Origin of the sequence: Streptacidiphilus sp. BW17 (assembly GCF_041262485.1) — a bacterium.
GTDB lineage: Bacteria > Actinomycetota > Actinomycetes > Streptomycetales > Streptomycetaceae > Streptacidiphilus.
Map to the genome: position 1 here is coordinate 21,174 of NZ_JBGCCR010000027.1, position 16,280 is coordinate 37,453.

The window sequence follows — 16,280 nt, forward strand, 5'->3', positions numbered from 1 at the left end:
CCGTCATGGCGAACCACTGACGGATGCACGGAGTGCCCCCGGTAGGATTCGAACCTACGCACCCGCCTCCGGAGGGCGGTGCTCTATCCCCTGAGCTACGGGGGCGCACTGTCTTGCGACGTGGAGAACACTACCAGTCCAGACCGCCTGCTCGTGCACGTGGTTTTCGGAAGGGGACGTAACCAGTTCCGGCGGAAGTCCCCAAAACGGAGACGGAGTGTGGTTCCTCCGCATACCCTCAGTGATGTGTCAGGCGAGTCGGGGCGGGTGCTGGTTGTCGACGACAGCGCGGTGATCCGCCAGCTGATCAGGGTCAATCTGGAGCTCGAGGGCTTTCAGGTGGTGACCGCCGTGGACGGGGCCGAGTGTCTGGACGTGGTGCATGCGGTGCAGCCGGATGTGATCACGCTGGACGTGGTGATGCCCCGTCTGGACGGTCTGCGGACGGCGGCGCGGCTGCGGGCCGATCCGCGGACGAGCCATCTGCGGATAGCGATCGTCAGTGCCTGTACGCAGCTGGACCTGGAGCGCGGGGAGTCCGCCGGCGTCGACGGCTATCTCGCCAAGCCATTCGAGCCCATGGAACTGGTCTCCCTGGTGCGGCGGTTGGCCTGCGGCCAGGAGCGCCGCGGTCGTCGCGGCGCGGCCGGCGGAGCGCAGGTGCTCGGCGGTGGCGGAGCGGCGGGCGGCCGGACCGGTGTCGGGCGGGCGCGTCGTTCGCTGTGAGCGAACGTTCCGGGCCGGATCGCAAGCGCAGGTGGATGCGCAGCGACCGCCGGATCCCGCTCGCCGGGTGGACGCGGTGTCTCACTCGGCAGAACTGATGCCAGGGAAGGCCCGCCTCTCGCCTAGGCTTGCCCCGTGACACCCGCAGAGCTTTCCCAGGCAGTCCAGGATGCCGTCCGCGCCGCCGTCGAGGCGGGCGAGATGACCGTCGCCGTCCCCGAGACGGTGACCGTCGAGCGGCCCAAGAACCGCGACCACGGCGACTACGCCACCAACGTCGCGCTCCAGTTGGCCAAGGCCGCCGGCAAGCCGCCGCGACAGGTGGCCGAGCTGGTCGCCGCCAGGCTCCGAGAGCTGCCCGGGATTGCGAAGATCGACATCGCCGGTCCGGGCTTCATGAACGTCACCCTCGACGCCGCCACCCAGGGCGAGCTGGCCCGCACCATCGTCACCGAGGGCGCGCACTACGGCCACGGGGATGCCTTCGGCGGGCTGAAGATCAACCTGGAGTTCGTCTCCGCTAACCCCACCGGCCCGATCCACATCGGCGGTGTCCGCTGGGCGGCCGTCGGCGACTCGCTCGCGCGCATCCTGCGCGCCTGCGGCGCGGACGTGACCACCGAGTACTACATCAACGACGCCGGCGTGCAGATCTCCAAGTTCGGCACGTCGCTGCAGGCCGCCGCCAACGGCCGTCCGGTGCCCGAGGACGGCTACGTCGGCGAGTACATCAACGACATCGCCGCGGAGATCGTCAAGGAGAACCCGGGCATCCTCGACCTCTCCAAGGGCGACTCCAACGCCGAGCCCAACGGCGATGCCGAGGACGAGCAACTGCAGAAGTTCCGCACCGAGGGCCTGCGCCTGATGGTCGCCGAGATCCAGCGCTCCATGGCCGAGTTCGGCGCCCACTTCGACGTCTGGTTCTCCGAGAAGTCGCTGCACGACTCCGGCGCCGTCGAGAAGGCCGTCGACCGGCTCCGCGAGCAGGGCCACGTCTTCGACAAGGACGGTGCGGTCTGGCTGCGGACCACCGACTTCGGTGACGACAAGGACCGCGTCCTGATCAAGGCGGACGGCGACACCACCTACTTCGCCTCCGACGCCGCGTACTACCTGAACAAGCGCGACCGCGGCAACGACGTCACCGTCTACATGCTCGGCGCCGACCACCACGGCTACGTCAACCGCCTCAAGGCCATCGCGGCCTGCGCCGGTGACGACCCGTCGCACAACATCGAGGTGCTGATCGGGCAGTTCGTGAAGATGCTCAAGGACGGCGAGGAAGTTCGCATGTCCAAGCGCGCCGGCAACATCATCACCATCGACGACGTCGTCGACTGGATCGGCGTGGACGCCGCCCGCTACTCGCTGGCCCGCGTCCCCACCGACTCGACGCTCACCCTCGACATCGACGTGCTCACCAGCCAGTCGAACGAGAACCCGGTCTTCTACGTCCAGTACGCCCACGCCCGGATGTCCTCGGTCGCGCGCAACGCGGCCGAGCTGGGCATCGACAAGGGCGCGGCGGAGGACTTCCGGCCGGAGCTGCTTGCGACCGAATGGGAGAACCAACTCCTCGGCCGTCTCGGCGAGTTCCCCGGTGTGCTGGCCTCCGCCGGCGAGCTGCGGGAGCCGCACCGCGTCGCCCGCTACCTGGAGGAGCTGGCCCGCGACTACCACCGCTTCTACGACAACTGCCGGATCCTGCCGCGTGGTGACGAGGAGGTCACCGACCTGACGCGCGCCAGGCTCTGGCTGGCGGAGGCCACACGAACGGTCATCGCCAACGGTCTCGGGTTGTTGGGCGTCTCCGCCCCCGAACGCATGTAATCCGCGCGAGGGGCCCGAAACCGTCAACCCGGACGACGGTTTCGGGCCCCTCGCGCAAGTGGGCCCCACGGCAGTCGGTGACCGACGAGTAACCAACAGCAGTTGTGGAGCGCGCAAGCACAGCAGCAGAACAGCAGGGAGAACCGAAGCAATGAGCCGTTCCGCCCACCCGGCCGGACCCCGTCATGGCGACGTGCTGCCCGAGGGCCACTACGCCGCGCCGCCCGCCGACCTCAACCTGCTGGACCCGAAGGTCTGGTCCAAGACCGTCACCCGTGACGAGGCCACCGGCGCGGTGACCGTCGCCGGGCTGGACGTCCGGGCGCTGGCCGAGCAGTTCGGCACCCCCGCCTACATCCTCGACGAGGAGGACTTCCGGTCCCGCTGCCGCGCCTGGCAGCAGGCCTTCTCGCACCTGGACGCGGACGTCTACTACGCGGGCAAGGCCTTCCTCTCCCGCGCCGTGGTCCGCTGGCTGCACGAGGAGGGCCTCAGCGTCGACGTCTGCAGCGGCGGTGAGCTGACCGTCGCGCTCTCCGCCGGCATGCCGCCGGAGCGGATCGCCTTCCACGGCAACAACAAGACCCGCGCCGAGCTGGAGCACGCGGTCAAGTCCGGGATCGGGCACGTGGTCGTGGACTCCTTCGAGGAGCTGGTCCGGCTGGCCTGGGCCGCCGACCAGCAAGGCGTGCGGCAGAAGATCCTGCTCCGGGTCACCGTCGGCGTCGAGGCGCACACCCACGAGTTCATCGCCACCGCGCACGAGGACCAGAAGTTCGGCTTCTCCCTGACCGGCGGTCAGGCCGCCGAGGCGGTGCGCCGGGCGCTGACGCTGGACGGCGTCGAGCTGGTCGGCATCCACTCGCACATCGGCTCGCAGATCTTCGACATGGCCGGGTTCGAGGTCGCGGCCCGCCGCGTGGTCGGCCTGCTGGCCGAGGTCAAGCACGAGCACGGTGTCGAGCTGCCCGAGATCGACCTCGGCGGCGGTCTCGGTATCGCCTACACCAGCGAGGACGATCCGCGCGAGCCGCAGGAGATCGCCACCGCGCTGACCGGGATCGTCCGCCGCGAGTGCGCCGCCGAGGGCCTGGCCATCCCGCGTCTGTCGGTCGAGCCGGGCCGCGCGATCGTCGGCCCGACGGCGTTCACGCTCTACGAGGTCGGCACGATCAAGCCGCTCGGGGGCCTGCGCACCTACGTCAGCGTCGACGGCGGCATGTCGGACAACATCCGTACCGCGCTCTACGACGCCGACTACAGCGTGGCGCTGGTCTCCCGCGCCTCGGACGCGGAGCCGATGCTGAGCCGCGTGGTCGGCAAGCACTGCGAGTCCGGCGACATCGTGGTCCGCGACGCGTTCCTGCCCGACGACCTGGCCCCCGGCGACCTGCTGGCCGTGCCCGCCACGGGCGCGTACTGCCGGTCGATGGCCAGCAACTACAACCACGCGCTCAAGCCCCCGGTGGTCGCGGTCCGCGACGGCCAGGCCCGGGTCATCGTCCGCCGCGAGACGGAGGAGGACCTGCTCCGCCTCGACGTGGGCTGAGAGGCGGGCTGAGAAACGGCCTGGTCAGCAAGGAGCTCCCGGCAGTGGCGAGAGGATTTGCTGCCGTCCGGTATCGACCAGCGGAATTTGCGTCTCAGTCCGTGGAACAACAGAAAAATCGGCGGCCCGGTCGCCGAGACTTGAGACAGAACAGCACAACACACACGTACAGATATACGTACAGAACAGCACGTTCCCCAGTGGTCAAACCCGTGCAGAACGGAGTCGGATGATGCGTACGCTCAAGGTGGCGCTCCTCGGTTGTGGAGTAGTGGGCTCCGAGGTGGCGCGCATCATGACGACGCACGCCGCCGATCTGGAGGCGCGCATCGGGGTGCCCGTGGAGCTCGCAGGCGTGGCCGTACGCCGGGCCGGACGCGCCCGTCCGGGCGTGCCGGAGCACCTGATCACCACCGACGCCGAGGCGCTGGTCAAGCGCGGCGACATCGACGTCGTGATCGAGGTGATCGGCGGTATCGAGCCGGCGCGTTCACTGATCGTCTCGGCATTCGAGAACGGCGCGTCCGTCGTCTCCGCCAACAAGGCGCTGCTCGCCGCCGACGGAGCCGCCCTGCACGCCGCCGCGGCCAAGGCCGGCGCGGACCTGTACTACGAGGCCGCCGTGGCCGGTGCGATCCCGCTGATCCGCCCGCTGCGCGAGTCCCTGGCCGGTGACAAGGTCAACCGGGTGCTGGGCATCGTCAACGGCACCACCAACTTCATCATGGACAAGATGGACAGCACCGGTGCCGGCTACTCCGAGGCGCTGGAGGAGGCCACCGCGCTCGGCTACGCCGAGGCCGACCCGACCGCCGACGTCGAGGGCTTCGACGCCGCCGCCAAGGCCGCGATCCTGGCCGGTATCGCCTTCCACACCCGGGTCACCGCCGGCGACGTCTTCCGTGAGGGCATCACCGAGGTCACCGCCGCCGACATCGCCTCCGCCAAGGCGATGGGCTGCGTGGTGAAACTGCTCGCCATCTGCGAGCGCTCCAAGGACGAGAACGGCGAGGAGTCGGTCACCGCCCGCGTCCACCCGGCGATGATCCCGCTCAGCCACCCGCTGGCCTCCGTGCGCGGCGCCTACAACGCCGTCTTCGTCGAGGCGGACGCGGCCGGTCAGCTGATGTTCTACGGCCCCGGCGCCGGCGGCGCGCCGACCGCGTCCGCCGTGCTCGGCGACCTGGTCGCGGTCTGCCGCAACAAGGTGGGCGGTGCGACGGGACCGGGCGAGAGCGCGTACGCTCAGCTCACCGTCAACCCCATGGACGACGTGGTCACCCGCTACCACGTCAGTCTGGACGTCGCCGACAAGGCAGGTGTCCTCGCCCAGGTCGCCACGGTCTTCGCCGAGCACGGGGTGTCCATCGACACCGTCCGCCAGCAGGGCCGGGACGGCGATGCCTCGCTTGTCGTCGTGACGCACCGCGCCACTGACGCCGCGCTGTCCGCCACCGTCGCCGAACTGCGCACTCATGACCACGTCCGTGGCGTGGCCAGCATCATGCGTGTCGAAGGGGAGTAACCCGATATGAGCACCACCCTCCAGCACACCCCTCAGTGGCGCGGCCTCATCGAGGAGTACCGCGACCGGCTCCCGGTCACCGCCGCAACGCCCGTGGTGACGCTGCTCGAGGGCGGCACACCGCTCGTCCCGGCCCAGCTGCTCTCCGAGCGCACGGGCTGCGAGGTCTACCTCAAGGTCGAGGGTGCCAACCCGACCGGGTCCTTCAAGGACCGCGGCATGACCATGGCCATCTCCAAGGCCAAGGAGGCGGGCGCGCAGGCGGTCATCTGCGCGTCCACCGGCAACACCTCGGCGTCCGCGGCGGCGTACGCGGTCCGGGCGGGGATGGTCTGCGCGGTGCTGGTGCCGCAGGGCAAGATCGCGCTGGGCAAGATGGGCCAGGCGCTGGTCCACGGCGCGAAGATCCTCCAGGTGGACGGCAACTTCGACGACTGCCTGACGCTGGCGCGCGACCTGTCCGACAAGTACCCGGTGGCGCTGGTCAACTCGGTCAACCCGGTCCGGATCGAGGGCCAGAAGACGGCCGCGTTCGAGATCGTCGACATGCTGGGTGACGCCCCCGACATCCACGTGCTGCCGGTCGGCAACGCGGGCAACATCACCGCCTACTGGAAGGGCTACCGCGAGTACGCGGCGGACGGCATGGCGACGAGGACGCCGCGCATGTTCGGCTTCCAGGCGTCCGGCTCCGCCCCGATCGTGGACGGCGCGCCGGTCCTCAAGCCGCAGACGATCGCCACCGCGATCCGCATCGGCAACCCGGCCTCGTGGGACTACGCGATCGCCGCACGCGACGAGTCGGGCGGCCTTATCGACAAGGTGACGGACCGACAGATCCTCTCCGCCTACCGGCTGTTGGCCTCCCGCGAGGGCGTCTTCGTGGAGCCGGCCTCGGCGGCGTCGGTCGCGGGTCTGCTCCAGGCCCACGAGCAGGGCCTGATCGACCCGGGCCAGCGGATCGTCTGCACGGTCACCGGCAACGGCCTCAAGGACCCCGACTGGGCGGTCGCTGGCGCGCCCCAGCCGACGGTCGTCCCGATCGACGCCGCGGCAGCGGCGGAGCGTCTCGGTCTGGCCTGAGTGCTTCGCTCCCGCAGGGAGCCGCACCGTCCGGGGCGCGGGGCTGTGCCGATACGCGGCGGAGCCCCGCGCCCCTGCGGCGGAGCCGCACGTCAGCAGCGCCGCACGTCAGCAGGGCCGCACGTCAGCAGGGCCCCGCGCCCCTGAGCATCCGCCTGGTTCGCCGTCCGGACAGGAGACACACCTCGTGTCGAGGTGTACCGCTGAACAGCCCCTTTTCGCTACCCTGGCGTCATACCCCAAGCGCATGCACTGATTTGCACGCTTGCATCGGGTTTCGTCGTACCCACTCCCGCAGGAGAGTCCACGCAATGGCAGGCCCCGCCTTCCGCGCCGCCGCAGTACGGGTGCGGGTTCCCGCGACCAGCGCCAATCTCGGGCCTGGCTTCGACTCCTTCGGCCTCGCCCTCGGCCTCTACGACGACCTCGTCGTGCGCGTCGCCGACGCGGGTCTGCATGTCGACATCGCCGGTGAGGGCGCGGACACGCTGGCCCGCGACGAGCGCCACCTCGTCGTCCGCGCGATGCGCGCCACCTTCGACCGGCTGGGCGGACAGCCGCGCGGTCTCGAAGTCGTCTGCGCCAACCGCATTCCGCACGGACGCGGACTCGGCTCCTCCTCCGCCGCCATCTGCGCCGGCATCATGGCCGCGCGTGCGGTGACCGTCGGCGGAACCGACGCCCTCGACGACGCCGCGACGCTCGCGCTGGCCTCGGAGATCGAGGGTCACCCCGACAACGTCGCCGCCTGTCTGCTCGGCGGCTTCACCATCGCCTGGACCGACGACTTCGACGGCGAGGGGACGCCGACGCCCGGCTCGGGCGCGCACGCGGTCACCCTCACGCCGAACCGCGAGGTCGTTCCCGTGGTCTTCATTCCCGGGGACCCGGTGCTGACCGAGGTCGCACGTGGTCTGCTGCCCGGGACCGTCCCGCACGCCGACGCCGCCGCCAACGTCGGCCGCGCCGCGCTGCTGGTGGAGGCCATCACCCGGCGTCCGGAGCTGCTGCTCCCCGCGACCGAGGATCGGCTGCACCAGGACTACCGCACTCCGGCGATGCCGCAGAGCGCCGCGCTGGTCGCGGGCCTGCGTGCGGAGGGAATCGCCGCCGTGATCTCCGGTGCCGGACCGACGGTGCTGGCCCTGACGGACGCGTCCACGGCCGAGAAGGTGCTCGGTTTCGCGGGCGAGGGCTGGGCCGCGCACCGGCTGGCGCTGGACACCGAGGGAGCCGCGGTACTGCCGTTGTCGCAATGACACGTCGATCCGCACCTGGAGATCTGCCCAGGGATCTCCACGGGGCAGATCTCCACGGGGCAGATCTCCACAGGCAGATCTCCACAGGATCCACAGGTCGGGGCGGATCTGCGAACGGCGGTGCCGGGAATACGTCGGGAAAGTGGGGACACGATTGACACTCGCAGAGTGGGGGAATGTTTGTTGGGTCCAGTAGTGTTAATCTCATGTCAGCACCAGGGGCCCTGCGGGGCCGGGTGCGCGGCGTCCCCACCGTTGGGACAGCAATTCTCCGGGAGCCCGCCACATCGCGTACGCAGCCTGCCTGCGCCATTGTGACCGCATCCCGACGCCGTGTCGGCTAAAGAACCGCCTCCGAGCAGGGGCCTGGAGCCGGAGCCGTACACGCGCAGGGGGCCCGGACGCGTTCGTGCGCAGCGCCATTGACACTGACACATCGCACGTACGCAGTGGGTTCCATCGTTTTATCGCAGCCACGCCCTGCCAAAAGACCACAGGGCGGACAGCACGACCGGTCGCCGAGCCAGAAAGGCCGACGTCCGCTCCAGGGAAGGACCCTTCGTGAGCGACACCACCGATCTGATGGGCGCGCGCCCGGACGCTGACGCGTCGGACGCCGGCACGGCCCCCGCGCCGAAGCGCCGTCGGACCACGGGCACCGGGCTGAACAGCATGGTGCTCGCCGAGCTGCAGCAGCTCGCCTCCGGCCTCGGCATCAGCGGCACCGGCCGGATGCGCAAGAGCCAGTTGATCGATGCCATCAAGGAGAAGAGCGGCGGCGACCCGCTGCTCGCCGCCTCCGCCGCGGCTCCCGCCGCGAAGCGTGCCTCCTCACGCTCCGCCGCCGCTGCCACGCCGGCTGCCGACGACGCCACCGAGACCGCGCCCGCCGCCCCGGCCCGCCGCACGACGCGGTCCCGCGCCGCCGCTGCCGCGCCCGCCGAGCAGCAGATCGAGATCCCGGTGCAGAGCAAGGCCGAGAGCGCGCCCGCCACGGTCGGCGCCACCGCTGCGCCCACCACCGCGGAGCGTCCGGCGCGTCGCAGCCGTCGTGCCACCGCTCCGGCGGGTTCGCCCGAGGGCGCCCCGGCCGCCGCCGCGACCGGTGTCGCGACCGAGGCCGCGCAGGCCTCCGCCCAGGCCGCGCCGGCTCAGGCGCAGGCTCCGGCCGCCGCCGAGTCCGCCCAGTCGGCTCAGGCTGCGACCGGGACCGAGACCCGTGAGCGCGGCGAGCGCGGTGACCGTGCCGACCGCGGTGACCGCGGCGAGGGCCGTGAGGGCCGTCGCGAGCGCCGTAGCCGTCGCGACCGCCGTGAGCAGCAGGGCACCGACGGCGGCCAGCCCCAGCAGGGCCAGGACGGCAACCGTCAGGGCCGTCAGCAGGGTGGCCAGGGCGGCCAGGAAGGTGGCCGTCAGCAGGGTCGCCAGGGCGGCCAGAAGGACACCGACTTCGAGGACGACGAGTTCGGCGGTCGGCGCCGTGGCCGCTACCGCGACCGCAACCGCCGTGGCCGTGACCGTGGTTACGAAGGTCCGGCCGAGCCGCAGGTCGGCGAGGACGACGTCCTGATCCCGGTCGCCGGCATCCTGGACATCCTGGACAACTACGCCTTCGTCCGGACCTCGGGCTACCTCGCCGGTCCGAACGACGTCTACGTCTCGCTGGCCCAGGTGCGCAAGAACGGTCTGCGCAAGGGTGACGCCATCACCGGCGCCGTCCGCCAGCCGAAGGACGGCGAGCGCCGCGAGAAGTTCAACGCGTTGGTCCGCCTCGACTCGGTCAACGGCACGGACCCGGAACCCGGCCGCAACCGGCCTGAGTTCAACAAGTTGACGCCCCTGTACCCGCAGGACCGGCTCCGCCTGGAGACCGACCCGGGCGTGCTGACCACCCGCATCATCGACCTGGTCGCACCCATCGGTAAGGGCCAGCGTGGTCTGATCGTCGCGCCGCCGAAGACCGGCAAGACGATGATCATGCAGGCGATCGCCAACGCGATCACCCACAACAACCCCGAGACCCACCTGATGGTCGTCCTCGTCGACGAGCGTCCGGAAGAGGTCACGGACATGCAGCGCTCGGTCAAGGGCGAGGTCATCTCCTCGACCTTCGACCGTCCCGCCGAGGACCACACCACCGTCGCCGAGCTCGCGATCGAGCGCGCCAAGCGTCTGGTGGAGCTGGGCCACGACGTGGTCGTGCTGCTGGACTCCATCACCCGCCTGGGCCGCGCCTACAACCTGGCGGCGCCGGCCTCCGGCCGCATCCTGTCCGGTGGTGTCGACTCGACCGCGCTCTACCCGCCGAAGAAGTTCTTCGGCGCCGCGCGCAACATCGAGAACGGCGGCTCGCTGACCATCCTGGCCACCGCGCTGGTCGAGACCGGCTCGCGCATGGACGAGGTGATCTTCGAGGAGTTCAAGGGCACCGGCAACATGGAGCTCAAGCTCGACCGGAAGCTCGCCGACAAGCGCATCTTCCCCGCGGTGGACGTGGACCCGTCCGGCACGCGTAAGGAAGAGATCCTCATGTCGCCGGACGAGCTGCGGATCGTCTGGAAGCTGCGCCGGGTGCTGCACGCGCTCGACTCGCAGCAGGCGATCGAGCTGCTGCTGGACAAGATGAAGCAGACCAAGAGCAACGCCGAGTTCCTCATGCAGATCGCGAAGACGACCCCGGGCCAGGACGACTGACCCGACGCTCCGCGCTCAGCACTGCGACCCCGGGCCCGAAAGGGCCCGGGGTCGCGGGCTTTTCCTCAGGCACGGGGGCCGGTCGCACGGTCCGGGGGCGCAACTCCGGGCCCCGGAATATCCGTGGCCCGAACCCCGTTTTGGAGCATGACGGCAGTCCCTGGCAGACTGGTACGTCGGTCCCGGTTCACGCGCGGCAGCCCGCCGCACGACCCGGTGCCCTCCCAGAACATAGGAGCATCCCTTGAAGGCCGAGATCCACCCCACCTACGTGGTCACCCAGGTCACCTGCACCTGCGGCAACGAGTTCACCACGCGCAGCACTGAGCAGTCCGGCGTCATCCGCGCCGAGGTCTGCTCCGCCTGCCACCCGTTCTACACCGGCAAGCAGAAGATCATGGACACCGGTGGCCGCGTGGCCCGCTTCGAGGCCCGCTTCGGCAAGAAGCACGCCGCCAAGCAGCAGTAGCGGCCTTTCGGCGCCGGCCGGGCGTACCCGTGGTTTCCCGGGTGCGCCCTGGTCGGCGCCGTTCGCGTTGACGAGAAGGTTTCACCGGTTCCATCCCACTTGCGGAAGAAGGCCCAGCTCCCATGTTCGAGGCAGTCGAGGAGCTCCTCAACGAGCACGCGACGCTTGAGGAGCGTCTTGCCGATCCGGCCGTGCACGCCGACCCGGCCGCCGCGCGTCAGTTGACGAAGCGCTACGCCGAGCTGACGCCGATCACCAAGGTCTACCGCGAGTGGCGTCAGACCGGCGAGGACATCGAGACCGCCCGCGAGCTCGCCGAGGCGGACCCGGAGTTCTACGCCGAGATCAAGGCCCTTGAGGCGCAGCGCGAGGTGCTCACCGAGCGCCTGCGGATGCTGCTGGTGCCGCGTGACCCGAGCGACGACAAGGACGTGCTGCTGGAGGTCAAGGCGGGTGAGGGCGGCGAGGAGTCCGCGCTCTTCGCGGGAGACCTGCTGCGCATGTACCTGCGCTACGCCGAGAAGCAGGGCTGGAAGACCGAGATCATCGACGCCAACGAGTCGGACCTCGGCGGCTACAAGGACGTCCAGGTCGCGGTGAAGTACCGCGGTGGCAACCCCGAGCCCGGCCAGGGCGTCTGGGCGCGGCTGAAGTACGAGGGCGGTGTGCACCGCGTGCAGCGCGTGCCGGCCACCGAGTCGCAGGGCCGGATCCACACCTCCGCCGCGGGCGTGCTGGTCACGCCGGAGGCCGAGGAGGTCGAGGTCGAGGTCAACGCGAACGACCTGCGCATCGACGTGTACCGCTCGTCCGGTCCGGGTGGCCAGTCGGTCAACACCACCGACTCCGCCGTGCGCATCACGCACCTGCCGACCGGTATCGTCGCGTCCTGCCAGAACGAGAAGAGCCAGCTCCAGAACAAGGAGCAGGCCATGCGGATCCTCCGCTCCCGTCTGCTGGCGGCGGCGCAGGAGGAGGCGGACCGTGAGGCCAGCGACGCCCGCCGGAGCCAGGTCCGCTCGGTGGACCGCTCGGAGCGGATCCGCACCTACAACTTCCCGGAGAACCGGATCTCCGACCACCGCACCGGTTACAAGGCGTACAACTTGGACCAGGTGCTCGGCGGCGAGCTCGACCCGGTGATCCAGTCCGCCGTCGACCAGGACGCCGCCACGCGGCTCGCCGAGGCGACCTGAGCCCGTCGGCCGCACCGGCGCTCCGCCGCCGGCGCAGCGAGTAGAACCCGAAGGACCGCAAGAGAGGCACGCACGTGAACCTCCTCCTCGCCGAGGTGGCCCAGGCCACCCAGCGGCTGGCTGCCGCAGGCGTGCCCTCGCCGCGTTTCGACGCGGAGGAGCTCGCGGCCTTCGTCCACGACGTCAAGCGCGGTGAGCTGCACGCCGTCAAGGACGCCGACTTCGACGCCCGTTACTGGGAGGCCGTCTCCCGTCGCGAGGCGCGCGAGCCGCTGCAGCACATCACCGGGCGGGCGTTCTTCCGCTACCTGGAGCTCCAGGTCGGCCCCGGGGTCTTCGTGCCGCGTCCGGAGACCGAGTCGGTGGTCGGCTGGGCGATAGACGCCCTGCGCGACATGGACGTGGCCGAGCCGCTGGTGGTCGACCTCTGCACCGGCTCGGGCGCAATCGCGCTGGCTCTGGCCCAGGAGGTGCCGCGCAGCCGGGTCCACGCCGTGGAGATGTCCGACGACGCCTACGCGTGGGCCCGCCGCAACGTCGACGCCAGTCCGGACGCGTCCCGGATCGAGCTGATCCGCGGCGACGCGACCAAGGCGTTCGTCGACCGGCCCGAGCTGAGCGGCCAGTTCGACCTGGTCATCAGCAACCCGCCGTACATCCCGCTGACCGAGTGGGAATACGTCGCGCCGGAGGCTCGCGACCACGACCCCGAGATGGCACTCTTCTCCGGCGAGGACGGTCTCGACACCATCCGCGGCATCGAGCGCGTGGCCGCGCGGCTGCTGCGGCCCGGGGGAGTGGTCGTCGTCGAGCACGCGGACACGCAGGGCGGTCTGGTGCCGTGGATCTTCCGCGAGGAGGCGGGCTGGACCGACGCCGCCGACCACCGCGACCTGAACAACCGCCCCCGCTTCGCCACCGCGCGCCGCGCCGTCCTCTAGGAAGGGATTCCACCGATGAGTCGTCGTTACGACTGCGCCGACGCGACCGAGCGTGCCGCCGGTCTGCGCGAGTCCGCCTCCGCGATCCGCCGGGGCGAGCTGGTGGTCATCCCCACCGACACCGTCTACGGCCTGGCCGCCGACGCCTTCTCCGCGGACGCCGTGGGCGAGCTGCTGGCCGCCAAGGGCCGCGGCCGGAGCATGCCCAGCCCCGTCCTGGTCGGCTCGCCGACCACGCTGCACGGGCTGGTCACCGACTTCTCCGAATCGGCGTGGGAGCTGGTCGACGCGTTCTGGCCGGGCGGGCTCACCCTGGTCGCCCGTCACCAGCCGTCGCTGCGCTGGGACCTCGGCGAGACCCGCGGCACGGTCGCGGTCCGGATGCCGCTGCACCCGGTCGCCATCGAACTGCTCAACACCACCGGCCCGCTGGCCGTCTCCAGCGCCAACCTGACCGGCGGCCCGTCCCCGGCGACCTGCGACGCCGCCCAGGAGCAGCTCGGCCAGAGCGTCTCGGTCTACCTCGACGGGGGCCGTGCGGACCACGCGGTCCCGTCGTCCATCGTCGACGTGACCGGCAAGGTCCCCGTGCTGCGGCGCGCGGGCGCGGTGTCGCTGGAGCAGCTCCGGGAGGTCGTACCCGACCTGGAGGCCGGGAGTTGACCGGTCGCGTCCGGCCGATACGCCCCACTCCGCGTCCCTACGCCCACGGCGCGGAGCAGCGCGTCGGAAGATTCCGGATCCTCTACGTCTGCACGGGCGGAGTCTGTCGCTCGCCCATCGCCGAGCGGCTGACCCTGCATGAGCTGACGGTCCGTCTGGGCGGGCGCGTGGGTTCGGAGATATCGGTGGAGAGCGCCGGCACCTGGGGCCACGAGGGCGCTCCGATGGAGTCCAACGCGGCGGAGATCCTCGGCGAGTTCGGCGCGGACCCGTCCGGCTTCATCGGCCGCGAGTTGCTCGACGAGCACGTCATCGAGGCCGACCTGGTGCTGACCGCCACCCGCGACCACCGGGCCCAGGTCATCTCCATGGGCCACGACGCCGGCATGCGCACCTTCACCCTGAAGGAGTTCACCCGCCTCGTCCGGGCCATCGACCCGGCGACCCTGCCCGACGACTCCGTCGAGCCCGGCGCGCTGGCGGAGCGGGCACGCGTCCTCGTCCGCGCGGCGGCGGCGCTGCGCGGCTGGCTCCTGGCGGCTTCGCCGGAGGCGGACGAGGTGGACGATCCGTACGGGGCGCCGTTGGGCATGTTCCGCAACTGCGGATCGGAGATCTTCGACGCGCTGGACCCGATCGTCACCGCGCTCACGGGCGTTACCCGGGTTCGGGTCTGAGCACGGTCCGTTCGGGCAGAGCGGACGTTGCACTTTCCCATGGGCGCGGGGCTCTGCTTGATCAACTGCGTGCGCGAGCCACCACCCGGTGCGGATGGCCCTGCTCGTTCGGCGTGCCAGGTCCGCCGGTGGCTTCTCGCGCCCGCGCGGCGGAGCCGCATATCCGCAGAGCCCCGCGCCCCGCAGGTGTGCAACGGCCTCGCCGCGCATGAGTCCCCGCGCCCCGCAGTAGCGCAACTGGCCCTATGCGGGCGTGTGCGCACGGGCGTCTCTGCCGCCTCCGGCGTACCGTTTGCACCGGAGGTGAGCGCGGCCATGGCGACCCTGGTGACGAGCGACGAACCGGCGCGGGCTGCTGCCTTCCCTGACGAGCCGGATCCCGCCCTGGACGCGCTGCTCGACGCCGAGCGGGACCGCCGCCGGACGCAGATCCAACTGCTCGCCGGAGAGAACTTCTCCTCCCCCCGTGTGCACGCGCTCCTCGGGAGCGACTTCGCGGACAAGTACGCCGAGGGCTACCCGGGCAGGCGACACCACACCGGCTGCGGCCCCGCCGACGCGGTCGAAGAGCTCGCCGTCGAGCGCGCCAAGGCGCTCTTCGGGGCCGACCACGCCAACGTGCAGCCGCACTCGGGGACCGGCGCCGTGCTCGCCGTGGCAGCGGCCCTGCTGCGGCCGGGGGATTCCGTGCTGGCGATGTCGCTCGCGCACGGCGGGCACCTCACCCACGGCTCGTCGGCGAACTTCTCCGGACGCTGGTTCTCCGTCACCGGATACGGCGTGCGCGAGAGCGACGGGCTGATCGACCTCGACCAGGTGCGCGACCTGGCGCGCACCGTGCGCCCGAAGGTGCTGGTCGCCGGGGCGATCTCGTACCCGCGGGCGATCGACTGGGAGGCGTTCCGGTCCATCGCCGACGAGGTCGGCGCGCACTTCGTCGCCGACGCCTCGCAGACGCTCGGGCTCTCCGCCGGTGGGACGATCCCGTCGCCGGTGCCGTACGCGGACGTGGTGTGCGGGGTCACGCACAAGGTGCTGGGCGGTCCGCGGGGCGGACTGCTGCTCTGCACCAGGGAGTTGGCCGAGCGGATCGACCGGGCCGTCTTCCCCTTCATCCAGGGCGGGCCGATGGTCGACCAGCTCGCCGCCAAGGCCTACGCGCTCGGACGCGCGGCCACGCCCGCCTTCACCGCGTACACGCGCCGCTGCGTGGTGAACGCCCAGGCGCTGGCCGCCGCGCTGGACGGGTACGGCCTGCGCCCGCTGACGGGCGGGACCGACACCCACCTGGTCACCGTCGACGCCCGCGCGCTCGGGCTGACCGGACGGGAGGTGGAACAGCGGTGCGAACGGGCGGGTCTGCTGCTCGGGCACTGCGCCGTCCCGTTCCAGGAGGTACCGCCCGCGTCCGCGTCGGGGGTCAGGCTGGGGACACTCTGTGTGACGACGCAGGGGATGGATGAGCCGGAGATGTCCGAGATCGCCCTCCTCATCCGCTCCGCAATTCAGGAACCGGATTCCGGATCGGTCGCCGAACGTGTGCGTGCCCTGGCGGAGCGTTTCCCTACCCTGTCGACAAAACCGCAATGCGGGGAGTCGGCGTCTCTCTGATTAGGGTGTGCCCGTGACGCACCTTGATTCCGGCGACCGCTCATGGACGGGACG

General features: G+C 70.9%; 13 protein-coding genes and 1 tRNA gene. 13 read left to right on the forward strand and 1 reads right to left on the reverse strand.

What is annotated here, in order from left to right:
- Positions 1–33: 33 nt before the first annotated feature.
- A tRNA-Arg gene (locus ABH940_RS27135) sits at positions 34–105 on the reverse strand.
- A 141-nt stretch (positions 106–246) separates the two neighbouring features.
- On the opposite strand from ABH940_RS27135, the gene ABH940_RS27140 reads away from it, so the two are divergent.
- From ABH940_RS27140 to glyA, 13 genes are all read left to right on the forward strand, one after another.
- Complete coding sequence (locus ABH940_RS27140; RefSeq protein ID WP_370060894.1) at positions 247–726, forward strand: response regulator; 480 nt, start codon at positions 247–249, stop codon at positions 724–726.
- Positions 727–861: 135 nt separating this feature from the next.
- Positions 862–2,559 (forward strand): arginine--tRNA ligase, encoded by a 1,698-nt coding sequence (argS, locus tag ABH940_RS27145; protein ID WP_370106429.1) that lies wholly within the window; start codon positions 862–864, stop codon positions 2,557–2,559.
- 151 nt (positions 2,560–2,710) lie between these two features.
- On the forward strand, positions 2,711–4,108 hold the full coding sequence (lysA, locus tag ABH940_RS27150) for a diaminopimelate decarboxylase (protein WP_370106430.1): 1,398 nt from the start codon (positions 2,711–2,713) through the stop codon (positions 4,106–4,108).
- Between the two features lie 229 nt (positions 4,109–4,337).
- Positions 4,338–5,633 carry a homoserine dehydrogenase gene (locus ABH940_RS27155; protein ID WP_370060891.1) on the forward strand — a complete coding sequence of 432 codons (1,296 nt, stop codon included), beginning with the start codon at positions 4,338–4,340 and terminating at the stop codon, positions 5,631–5,633.
- Between the two features lie 6 nt (positions 5,634–5,639).
- Positions 5,640–6,716, forward strand: coding sequence for a threonine synthase (thrC, locus tag ABH940_RS27160; protein ID WP_370060890.1), 1,077 nt, complete (start codon positions 5,640–5,642; stop codon positions 6,714–6,716).
- Positions 6,717–7,027: 311 nt separating this feature from the next.
- The gene (gene thrB / locus ABH940_RS27165) at positions 7,028–7,975 is read left to right on the forward strand and encodes a homoserine kinase (RefSeq protein ID WP_370060889.1); all 948 of its coding nucleotides are present in this window, start codon (positions 7,028–7,030) and stop codon (positions 7,973–7,975) included.
- Between the two features lie 561 nt (positions 7,976–8,536).
- Positions 8,537–10,669 carry a transcription termination factor Rho gene (gene rho / locus ABH940_RS27170; RefSeq protein ID WP_370060888.1) on the forward strand — a complete coding sequence of 711 codons (2,133 nt, stop codon included), beginning with the start codon at positions 8,537–8,539 and terminating at the stop codon, positions 10,667–10,669.
- 244 nt (positions 10,670–10,913) lie between these two features.
- Positions 10,914–11,138, forward strand: coding sequence for a 50S ribosomal protein L31 (rpmE, locus tag ABH940_RS27175; RefSeq protein WP_370060887.1), 225 nt, complete (start codon positions 10,914–10,916; stop codon positions 11,136–11,138).
- A gap of 122 nt (positions 11,139–11,260) precedes the next feature.
- Entirely contained in the window at positions 11,261–12,334 is a 1,074-nt protein-coding gene (gene prfA / locus ABH940_RS27180; protein WP_370060886.1) for a peptide chain release factor 1, read from the forward strand.
- A gap of 74 nt (positions 12,335–12,408) precedes the next feature.
- Positions 12,409–13,275, forward strand: a complete 867-nt coding sequence (gene prmC / locus ABH940_RS27185) for a peptide chain release factor N(5)-glutamine methyltransferase (RefSeq protein ID WP_370060885.1) — start codon at positions 12,409–12,411, stop codon at positions 13,273–13,275.
- A gap of 15 nt (positions 13,276–13,290) precedes the next feature.
- Positions 13,291–13,938: an L-threonylcarbamoyladenylate synthase gene (locus ABH940_RS27190; RefSeq protein ID WP_370060884.1), complete on the forward strand. Its 648-nt coding sequence runs from the start codon at positions 13,291–13,293 to the stop codon at positions 13,936–13,938.
- Between the two features lie 17 nt (positions 13,939–13,955).
- Positions 13,956–14,615, forward strand: a complete 660-nt coding sequence (locus tag ABH940_RS27195) for a protein-tyrosine-phosphatase (protein WP_370061847.1) — start codon at positions 13,956–13,958, stop codon at positions 14,613–14,615.
- A 315-nt stretch (positions 14,616–14,930) separates the two neighbouring features.
- On the forward strand, positions 14,931–16,226 hold the full coding sequence (gene glyA, locus ABH940_RS27200; RefSeq protein ID WP_370106431.1) for a serine hydroxymethyltransferase: 1,296 nt from the start codon (positions 14,931–14,933) through the stop codon (positions 16,224–16,226).
- Positions 16,227–16,280 lie beyond the last annotated feature (54 nt).